The 9,562-nt window shown below is 44.1% G+C and carries 7 protein-coding genes; all 7 read left to right on the top strand.

Translation table 11 applies throughout. From position 1 onward, the window contains the following. On the top strand, window positions 1-242 hold a 242-nt coding region (locus BZG84_RS16420), incomplete at its 5' end, for a hypothetical protein (protein ID WP_206744479.1). Continuing rightward, entirely contained in the window at window positions 242-2,050 is a 1,809-nt protein-coding gene (locus tag BZG84_RS15830) for a hypothetical protein (RefSeq protein WP_077678470.1), read from the top strand. The genes BZG84_RS16420 and BZG84_RS15830, both read left to right, overlap by 1 nt. Window positions 2,051-2,187: 137 nt before the next feature. Beyond that, a complete protein-coding gene (locus BZG84_RS15825) occupies window positions 2,188-3,363 on the top strand; it encodes a nucleotide sugar dehydrogenase (protein ID WP_077678471.1) in 1,176 nt (391 codons plus the stop codon). Between the two features lie 61 nt (window positions 3,364-3,424). Further along, window positions 3,425-4,864, top strand: coding sequence for a glycosyltransferase (locus tag BZG84_RS15820; RefSeq protein WP_077678469.1), 1,440 nt, complete (start codon window positions 3,425-3,427; stop codon window positions 4,862-4,864). 61 nt (window positions 4,865-4,925) lie between these two features. Further along, window positions 4,926-5,828: a UTP--glucose-1-phosphate uridylyltransferase GalU gene (gene galU / locus BZG84_RS15815; RefSeq protein ID WP_077662132.1), complete on the top strand. Its 903-nt coding sequence runs from the start codon at window positions 4,926-4,928 to the stop codon at window positions 5,826-5,828. A gap of 121 nt (window positions 5,829-5,949) precedes the next feature. Beyond that, window positions 5,950-7,443: a methyltransferase domain-containing protein gene (locus BZG84_RS15810; protein WP_077678468.1), complete on the top strand. Its 1,494-nt coding sequence runs from the start codon at window positions 5,950-5,952 to the stop codon at window positions 7,441-7,443. A 9-nt stretch (window positions 7,444-7,452) separates the two neighbouring features. After that, on the top strand, window positions 7,453-9,450 hold the full coding sequence (locus tag BZG84_RS15805) for a glycosyltransferase family 2 protein (protein WP_077678467.1): 1,998 nt from the start codon (window positions 7,453-7,455) through the stop codon (window positions 9,448-9,450). Window positions 9,451-9,562: the final 112 nt, after the last annotated feature.

Below are 9,562 nucleotides of genomic sequence, written 5' to 3'. Positions count from 1 at the left end.
TCCCATGTGCCTCGCTTCCTTTTGAAACTGTATCAACAAGAATAAAAGATAACGATGTTGGCTGGGTGTTTCCGAACGATAATATAGAGAAAATAAAAGACTGTTTTTATAACTTGAATAGTGAAGAAGTTATCTTAAAAGTTAGGAATGTGATAAATTATCAGATGGAGATGAAGAGCTCATCTGTAAAGGCTATGGCTGAGTCATATTTTGCAATTTATTTAAGTGGAGAAGAGTCTTAATGATTTCTTATTTGTTTTTCTCTGGCAAAAATAATGAAGTTAAAGAGTTGTTCTCAAAGTTATCCGTAAACAGTATAAATGTTAACTTTGAGGTTAAAGAAACAGTAGCAAAAATATCTGCCAATGGGAAGTGGGGTGCTTTAGTTTTTAGCGACACCGTAGGTGAAATAGAAAAAAGGTTTATTATAAATAACAAAGGGGCAATGGCAATTAATGGACCATGCTCTAGTTTTTTTAAAGACGGGGTAGGGGCCTGTGATTTATTTGATGCTCTTATAAGCGAAGGTAGAGACCGTCTTTTTGATAAGCTGGGTGGAGCTTTCAATTTAGCTTCTATATCCTTGAAATATGGGCTTATGGGCTTTTCGGATTTCACGGGCTCCTATCCGCTGTATGAAGCACATAAAAATGGCGTGAACTTTTTATCAAACTCAGTCCATATGCTAAAGTATGTACTAAATACTGATGTGAGTTTAACTAGCTTAAGTTATCTAATCGGTCATTCAAATGTATTCTTTGATGAGACTGTATGGTCAGGTATTCGCTTGATAAATCCGAGCTGTTTTTATTCAGCTATGCTGGGGTCTTCTAGTAAAGGCGAATGTGAAAGATTTAATAATACAATTTGGCCAATTGGAGACTCTACAGACGGATTTAAACACCCTGATGACGTAGACTGGAAAAGCCTTGTTGATGTGGCCGCCGAAAATTTGGCAAATTTTTGTGCCAAGGATGAAAGTATTAGGCTATCCTTGACTGGAGGTAAAGATTCTAGGTTGATATTATCAATAGCGCTTTATGCGGGGTTAAAAGATGTGATAACAACTTTTACTAAAGGTCCTCTTAATAGCCCAGAAATCGAATGTGCTAAAAATGTTGCAAAAGTAGCTGGTGTTAAGCATAAAGCTATTTATCCTTCGCAAACTCAAGATGCTCGAAAAGAGAGCGACAAAATATGGCGAATGCTCATTCAGTCTAATACTAGGTTTGCTGGAGGTCTTTGTTTGTGGGACGGTGTATCAGGTAGTGTTTCTGGGCTATCTTATGATATTACAGGTTTTGGAGGAGAGTTATATAGAGGCCCAGGTGGCCATGCAAAGCAGTTTAAAAATTTAGAGTTTATCAATGACAACAAAACAGATTTATTGAATAGATGGATTAATTATCACCAAAAGATAGATCCGCTTGGAATACTGACTCCAGAGATGCGAAACTTTCAAGTAGAATCTATATCTAATTGGATCGATAAAAACGCACATTATAGATTGGATATACTGCCAGAAAAATTTTATATAGAAAATCGCCTGACTCATTGGAATGGTTTGCTTGCGCAGCAAGTCCCAGGGCGCGTCAAGCTGATGCCATTACTTAGCACCCATATTGCTCGCCAAACTTTCAGCCTTAGTCCATTATTTAGAAATGCAGAGACAACGCACTTTAATATGATGAAGGTTGCTGCCCCCAATCTATTAGAACTGCCCTTTTTAAATGACAGTTGGTCTAGTTTGTTGGTAGATCATTATGGACTCAAACAACAAAAACAATTTAAATCGGGTGCGTCTCCTCGCTCAATACAGTCTTGGCAGTGGGATTTTGTCGAGAAAGAAAAAGTAAAGATAGAAAAATATTTAAAAGAAGCCTATAGTAAAACTGAAATATCTAGAATATTTGATGTTGAAAAAGTGGTTTGTTTTGTTAGAAAAGGTATTTATAGAAATGTGGTTGAGGTTAAGACAGTTATGAGCTGTCTCAGTATTGCCTTAACGATGCTTCGTATAACTGAATATCCAAATGATAAGGTTTCTTAACTGTGGGTTAGTTCGTGGTTTATCATTTTATAATGACTATTCTTCCGCATTAGTTACAGATTTTTTTGTTTGAAGTTTAGGTTTTTGTCTAAGCAAAATATATATTTTGGTTTATGGAAGGTATGTTTATAAAAGTTATGAGTAAGTGTAAGATAGCGGTCGCTGGCACTGGTTATGTTGGCTTATCAAATGCGATGCTATTGGCTCAGCATCATCAAGTAATGGCGTTGGATATTGATGCCCGTAAAGTCGATTTGTTAAACGACAAAATGTCACCGATTGAAGATAAAGAAATTAGTGACTTTTTAGCGCACAAAGCATTAGATTTTCGCGCCACGCTGGATAAACAAGAAGCGTATCAAGATGCTCAGTTTGTCATTATTTCCACGCCGACCGATTATGATCCGAAAACCAACTACTTTAACACCAGCTCGGTTGAGGCGGTGATTCAAGATGTGTTGGCGATTAACCCTGATACCGTAATGGTTATTAAATCAACGGTGCCAGTGGGTTACACTGCGGCGGTGCGTAAAAAGTTTGCCACTGAGAATATTATCTTCTCGCCAGAGTTTTTACGCGAAGGGAAAGCGCTGTACGATAACCTCCATCCATCGCGCATTATTGTCGGTGAACGCAGCGAGCGTGCGGAGCGATTCGCTAGCTTGTTAAAAGAGGGCGCGATTAAACAAGACGTGGAAGTGCTATTTACAGACAGCACTGAAGCAGAAGCAATTAAGCTATTTTCGAACACCTACCTAGCGATGCGCGTGGCGTACTTCAACGAGCTAGATACGTATGCCGCAACGCATGGTCTAGATGCCAAGCAAATAATCCAAGGCGTTGGTTTAGACCCACGTATTGGCAACCATTATAACAACCCGAGTTTTGGTTACGGTGGCTATTGCTTACCTAAAGATACCAAGCAACTATTGGCTAATTACCAAGATGTGCCTAACAATCTGATTCAAGCGATTGTTGAAGCAAATCGGACGCGCAAAGACTTTGTTGCCGATTCAATTGTCGCGCGAGAGCCGAAAGTGGTCGGTATTTACCGTTTGGTGATGAAATCTGGGTCGGATAATTTCCGCGCATCGGCGATTCAAGGCATTATGAAACGTGTTAAAGCCAAAGGGATTGAAGTGGTGGTGTATGAGCCAGAGCTCAAAGAAGAGCACTTCTTTAATAGCCGGGTAATGACCGATCTCAACGAGTTTAAACAATTGGCCGATGTGATTGTCTCTAACCGCTTTGACTCGGTGCTAGAAGACGTTGCCGATAAAGTGTATACACGTGATCTATTTGGTAGCGATTGAGCTTCTCTTTGCTACCAAGCCAGTTTCGGTGCTGGCTTGTTCCGAGAATTAAGTATTACCTATGATAAACGCTAACCTTTTGGTTAAGGCTAATGATGATATGAGAGCACAGCATTGGCAGTCTGCAGCTCAACATTATATCGACTATTTGCCACTTTGCCCTGACATATTATGTTCGTCGGTATTGTTTAATCTTGCCTATTGCTTACAACGTGTGCCTCAATTGCGATTAGACGATAATAAGGTAGCTGTATGTAGCTGGGAGCTATCTCATAACCCTGCTGGGCGGGCGGTGACTTTAGCCGAGGCTTACGCTACTCAAGGTCAGCCGGTAGATATTATAGGTTGTTTGTTTATACGTTGGGGCGGCACGTTGTGGCCGCCCATCAGCAATCTACCTTTTTCCTTGCATACGTTCCAAGTGAGCGAGGAAAACCATTTTATAGAGCAAGCGATTGAGTTTGTATTACATCATCCCTATCAGAGAGTACATCTTTCTAAGCCACGGTTACCCAACTTAGTTTTAGGTTGCTTATATGAGTGGATTTGGGGTGCTGACATTGTGGTTGATATTGATGATGAGGAGTTAGGCTTTTCTCAATCAACTGAGACAGAAGGGTGGGATGCCCTACAAAGGCAAGGTATTTCGTTACCTGAGTTAAAGAATCTTCACAACGGCCGATGGACTCGTTTATCAGTTGCAGAGTGTTTGCGTTGGCCTGTGATCAGTGTTTCTAATCCAGCACTACAAGCACGATATGGCGGTCATTTACTGCCTCATGTACGTGATGAAAAAAAGTTCTATTATAACCCTCAACGTTATCAGCGCAGCCGAAAGGCTCTTAATGTAGCGGCTGAGCAAAAAGTGGTTATGTTTTGCGGTACACCAAGACGCCATAAAGGCCTACTAGAGACTGCACGAGCGATTGCTCAATTGCAGCGGAGCGACGTGGTTTTTATGATTGTCGGCGAGTTTGATGATCCAACTTTAAAGCAAGAGTTGTTGTCTATTAAAGACGTTGAGTATCGCTTTTTAGCTAACCAAGATTATTTTTCCTTGCCCGATGTGTTAGCTGCAGCCGATGTTTGTGTATTGATGCAATCGAGTGACAGTATGGTGGCTGAATACCAGTTGCCAGCAAAAATGGTGGATGCGATAGGCTTAGGTATTAGTGTATTGGCGCAAGTTACACCAGCCACTGAGTTTTTAGCTGCAGCCAAGGTGGTAGTTCCGGTTACGGAATCAGATTTAGTAGCACAACTAGCTGCAACCTTGCAGCGAAGTGAGGCTCAACGGTGTCATGATATTGAGCGACAGCAAGCTTATTTTCAGGATCATTTATCCTTGGGCAGCTTAGACTCGTTGAATGAAATGTGGCCTTCCCTTCCCCAAAGTTATCGGCCGAGATTAAGTGAAGCGTGTCGTAAGTGGCTAGAAAACCCTAGCTTAGAGACTTTGCTCAATTGGCACGCTCAAAAAGAAAGAGTTACTCATCGATAATATGGTCTTTAGCCTAAATATTAAATTGTAAAATAATTGTCAGTTCTAGGAGAGTCCTTTCATGATTAAAAAATGTTTGTTCCCTGCCGCTGGTTATGGCACGCGCTTTTTACCGGCAACAAAATCTATGCCAAAAGAAATGATGCCGGTGGTGAACAAGCCGTTGATTGAGTATGGCGTAGATGAAGCCATTCAAGCCGGTATGAACGATATGTGTGTGGTTACTGGCCGTGGCAAACAGGCGTTGATGGACCATTTTGATAAGAACTATGAGTTAGAACATCAAATTCAAGGCACCAGTAAAGAGGCCCTGCTAGATGATATTCGTGGTTTGATTGACTCCGCGAATTTTACCTTTATTCGTCAACGTGAAATGAAAGGCCTTGGCCATGCCATTTTGACTGGCCGTCCTTTGATTGGTGATGAACCTTTTGCAGTCGTGTTAGCCGATGATTTGTGCGTGAATGAGCAACAAGGCGTATTAGCACAAATGGTGGCCTTGTATAACCAGTTCCGTTGCACCATTGTGGCGGTACAAGAGGTGCCAGAGGACCAAGCGCATAAATATGGTGTGATTTCAGGGCAAGCGATTAAAGATGATTTGTTCCGGGTTGATGATATGGTTGAAAAACCAGAGCCCGGCACGGCGCCGAGTAACCTCGCTATTATTGGCCGTTATATACTTACCCCTGATATTTTTGAATTAATTGAGCAAACCGAGCCAGGCAAGGGCGGCGAAATTCAAATTACCGATGCGCTGCTCAAGCAGGCTCAAGCAGGGTGTGTGCTGGCTTACAAATTTAAAGGTGAGCGTTTTGATTGTGGTAGTGTTGAAGGGTATATTGATGCCACAAACTACTGTTTTGAGCAGGTGTATAAAAAAGATCATAATACGCCTATCTCACAGCAGCCGACCGTGAAGGTGGCACAAGGTGCACCAGAAACAGAAGCAGAAACAGCCTAGCTGATCAGTATGGTGCGCTGCCTGGGTTTGGGGCGCACCATCATTTGCTTTAGCTTATTGGGCTGTTGCCGTGTTCGATTAACGTGCAACGAAAGTTGCGCCCCAACATAGTGTTAATTCTATGCAGTATCAAACCTTTCCCGGTGTTAAGGGAGGGTCTAAATCATTAGACAAGTTAGCCGCGCTTCGATTACCTGATTTACACGCGAAACGATTTTTAGATGTCGGGTGTAATGAAGGTTTTTTTTGTGGTTATGCGCTTTTTGAAGGCGCAAAAAGTGTGATAGGGATCGATCAATCACAAGAAGCGATTGGAAGGGCATCGTTGCGGTTTCCTGAGGGAAAATTCTTGTGCCAGTCTTGGCAAACATTGCCCGAAGGTCCTTTCGATGTGATCACCTTTTTGTCTGCGTTACATTATGCAGACGATCAAGAAGCTTTGATCCATCAAATAATGCAACAGCTTGACCCCCAAGGGGTTTTGGTGCTTGAAATTAGTATTGCTCCCGGAAATAAGGATGCGTTTATACCGGTAAAACGCGCGATCGATGAGCGTTTATTTCCTACCCGAGTGAAGCTTGGCAGCATGCTTAAAGACTATGCGTGGAAAGTGGTCGGTCATAGCGTCAAGCAAGCCGGTGATCCATTACAACGTTATGTGGTGCATGTACGAAAATGCCGCCCTTATGCGTATTTGCTGATGGATAAACCGGGCACGGGTAAAAGCACCATCGCACGGCGTTTATTTGAGCAAACCGACATTAAGACGTTATCGGGCGATCAATGCTATTACCGTATTAAACAACGCCAGCTTGCATGCAGCCCCGCCATACAAGCGATTGTTGATGAGCTCTACACCTCGGCAACAATTGATAAAGTGACGAAAAAGATCTTCGAGCAAGGTTTGCATCAAGAGCTTGTGGCGATGTGGAGAGAGCAAGCCGGTTTTACAGACGTTGCGTTGGACTCCTTTGTTCCTGAGTCGTATCGCGCAGACATTGCTCAGGCATTTTTTGATAGCGGCTATTTTCCGGTAGAACTGCAGTGGCCACAGGCGCACGCATTGGGGGTGCCAGCTCGTACTCCCGAACGTGCCAGTGCGTATGCCAAGCATTTGGCAAAAAACTCGCTGAGTGAGCAGGCAAAGTGTGTACGCGTAACGCGCCAGTTGCCTGAACAATGGCGTGATCGTGTGTGTTTTCATTTAGACTCGCCCGTGAATAATCAGCTCATTGTTGAAGAGAATACATTGCGGCTGTCCGGCTGGGCCGGTTGGCTGGATGAAACGGAAAGCCCATTGCAGTTAGTGGTCAGCCAAGGAACAAAACGTGAAACCTTTGCGTTTGCACGCGAGCGAAAAGATGTACTCGCGACCTTGTTCCCGGATAAAAACTATCCGTCAGCGTATTGGCAGCAATCGCCGTGCGGCTTTAGTGTGAGATATCAGTTAGATGAACAAAGCGATGCGCCTGTGCAGTTGTCGTTACAGACCGATGCGCACTGTGTGCCTATCGCGAGTGTGCAACTGACAGTGTCAAATGGCGAGCCGCTTTCATCGACGAGTTATCAACAGCGCGCTAAACGCTGGCTAAAACGTTGTCTTACTCATGGTTGATGTATTGTTATGAGTCGTTCTTTTCTTGTACGCGCCAAGCATCGCTTGGCGCTTTTTTTTGGTTCGTCGTCTGGGATGGCGTCGTCTAGTGTGGCGCGTTCGGATACCTTTGATGCAGCGCTTACCACAGTGCTTGGTTCTCCTTATTTTGATCTCAGTTGGTACAAAAAGGCGCAGCAGCTACCTTGTGATTTAAGCGATAAGGCCTGTGCTGAACACTATATAGAGCATGCCACACAGGGAGCCGACCCCGGGCCGACGTTTTCATCTCAGTTTTACTTGGCGATGTATCCAGATGTTGCGCAGGCCGGTATCAATCCGTTGTTGCACTATAGTTACCACGGCTGCCATGAAGGGCGATTGGTTAACCAACAGCAGTGGGAAGAAACGTATCAGCTTAAACAGGTCAGAGATGCGCTTTGGGGAGGCTTTTCGCAGACTGCACTCGCTCAGTTGACGAGTTGGGCAAAGCCTTCAACGACGTCGAGGCGGTTGGCTTTTTACAGTTACTACGAGTTGGCGCGATGGGCTTTTTTCCATCAACAGTGGTGTGCCTATCGCACATACTCAGCATCCTTGTTGCCGCTTGCAGACGACTACCATGAGCGAAAAGCGGCGATACTGTTACATGCCTTCGCGCACTATCGTTGTGATGGGGTGGCAGCAATGCACGACGTATTGGCGCCATTTTCAGCGCAATGGCAGCAAGACGCTGATTTTATGTTGGCGTGGGCGAATGCTCACAGTGAGGATCAGCAACGTTTATCCATGCTTAATCACGTCTTTGAACGCCATGAGTTTGCGCCCATCAAAACATTCAATAGCGATGATTGTCTACTGCTCCGCAATGTGACGACCTCACCGACAACACCGGTCGAGGGCCCGTTAGTGACGGTGATTATCCCCGTTTATAATGCGGAAGATAGCATTGATATTGCCCTTTCATCCTTGGTTGCCCAACGGTGGCAATCTCTGCAGATATTGGTTATCGATGATGCCTCGGATGATAATACGGTCGCTAAGGTGAAGGCTTGGCAAGCACGGGATGCACGTATTGAATTGTTGCGTCAGCCTTCTAACCAAGGTGCCTATGCGGCGCGGAATGCAGGTGCCAAGGCTGCTCGAGGGGATTTTATTACCACCCATGATGCAGATGACTGGTCGCACCCTGAGAAAATCGCCCAACAAATGACGTATTTGCTTGCCCATGCAGACGTGATGGGAGTCTGCACTCATTGGGTGCGGGTAGATGCGCAGTTGCGCGTGACCCAAAATTGGCGTCCAAGTGAAAAGCTTATTCACTATAGTCACTCATCGTTTTTGTTCCGTCAGCAGGTTTTGGCTGAGGTTGGCATGTGGGATCCGGTTCGCTGTGCTGCGGATACGGATTTAATCAAGCGTGTGACTGCCTTTTATGGTCAGCATGCGGTGGCTAAGATCTTGCCGGATGTTCCATTGGCGTTTGCACTGGATCAAGCTTCGTCACTGACACGTCAATCTATCTCGCATGTACGAAGTGTGTATTTTGGCTTGCGGGCCGTTTATCACCAAGTAAGAGGGTTGGTGCGTGACGTACAACCCGAGTCTCTCTCAAGAGCCGATACGTTGATCCCACAAACGATGTTGAGAGGCCGAGAGAATGATCACACCTTTGATGTGCTGCTTGTCGCGGATTTTTCTCTCGTTACGCCAGAGAGACCGGGCTGGGTTGAAAAACTTAATCAGGCGCTGGTCGCCGATCAAAAGATCGCACTATTTCATTGGCCGAGCATGGAAAGATGTACCCGCCCATTTCATGCTTCTCTCATTAAAGCATTAGATTCTGACCAGTGTCGCTTTGTGGTTGGAAATGAGCAATGTGCGGTTCATTCTGTATGGATTAGTGGGGAAGTGTCACTAGAAAATAAGATCGATCAGCGACCAATATTGACTCAGGTCAATGAGATATTTATCGATAATAAAAAAATCAATAATCAATCACTTAAGGAGGTTTTTAATATAGGTTGAAATAAAAATTCATTTAAAAACAGCTAGTTGTGTATTTTGTTTTTGTTAACAAAAATATTAGTTCTATCTTGTGTAGGTTTCTTAGTTACAGCGTTTTGATGTTGATATATAA

The sequence above is a fragment of the Salinivibrio sp. PR932 genome (assembly GCF_001996125.1).
GTDB classification, from domain to species: Bacteria; Pseudomonadota; Gammaproteobacteria; order Enterobacterales; family Vibrionaceae; genus Salinivibrio; species Salinivibrio proteolyticus.
Note: the sequence above shows the minus strand (reverse complement) of the source record. Positions and strands in the feature narration are given on the sequence as shown.

Bases quoted from the DNA above. Each gene is read 5' to 3' on its own strand.
- galU (WP_077662132.1), top strand. From the start codon at position 4,926: ATGATTAAAAAATGTTTGTTCCCTGCCGCTGGTTATGGCACGCGCTTT.
- BZG84_RS15805 (WP_077678467.1), top strand. From the start codon at position 7,453: ATGAGTCGTTCTTTTCTTGTACGCGCCAAGCATCGCTTGGCGCTTTTT.
- BZG84_RS15810 (WP_077678468.1), top strand. From the start codon at position 5,950: ATGCAGTATCAAACCTTTCCCGGTGTTAAGGGAGGGTCTAAATCATTA.
- BZG84_RS15820 (WP_077678469.1), top strand. From the start codon at position 3,425: ATGATAAACGCTAACCTTTTGGTTAAGGCTAATGATGATATGAGAGCA.
- BZG84_RS15830 (WP_077678470.1), top strand. From the start codon at position 242: ATGATTTCTTATTTGTTTTTCTCTGGCAAAAATAATGAAGTTAAAGAG.
- BZG84_RS15825 (WP_077678471.1), top strand. From the start codon at position 2,188: ATGAGTAAGTGTAAGATAGCGGTCGCTGGCACTGGTTATGTTGGCTTA.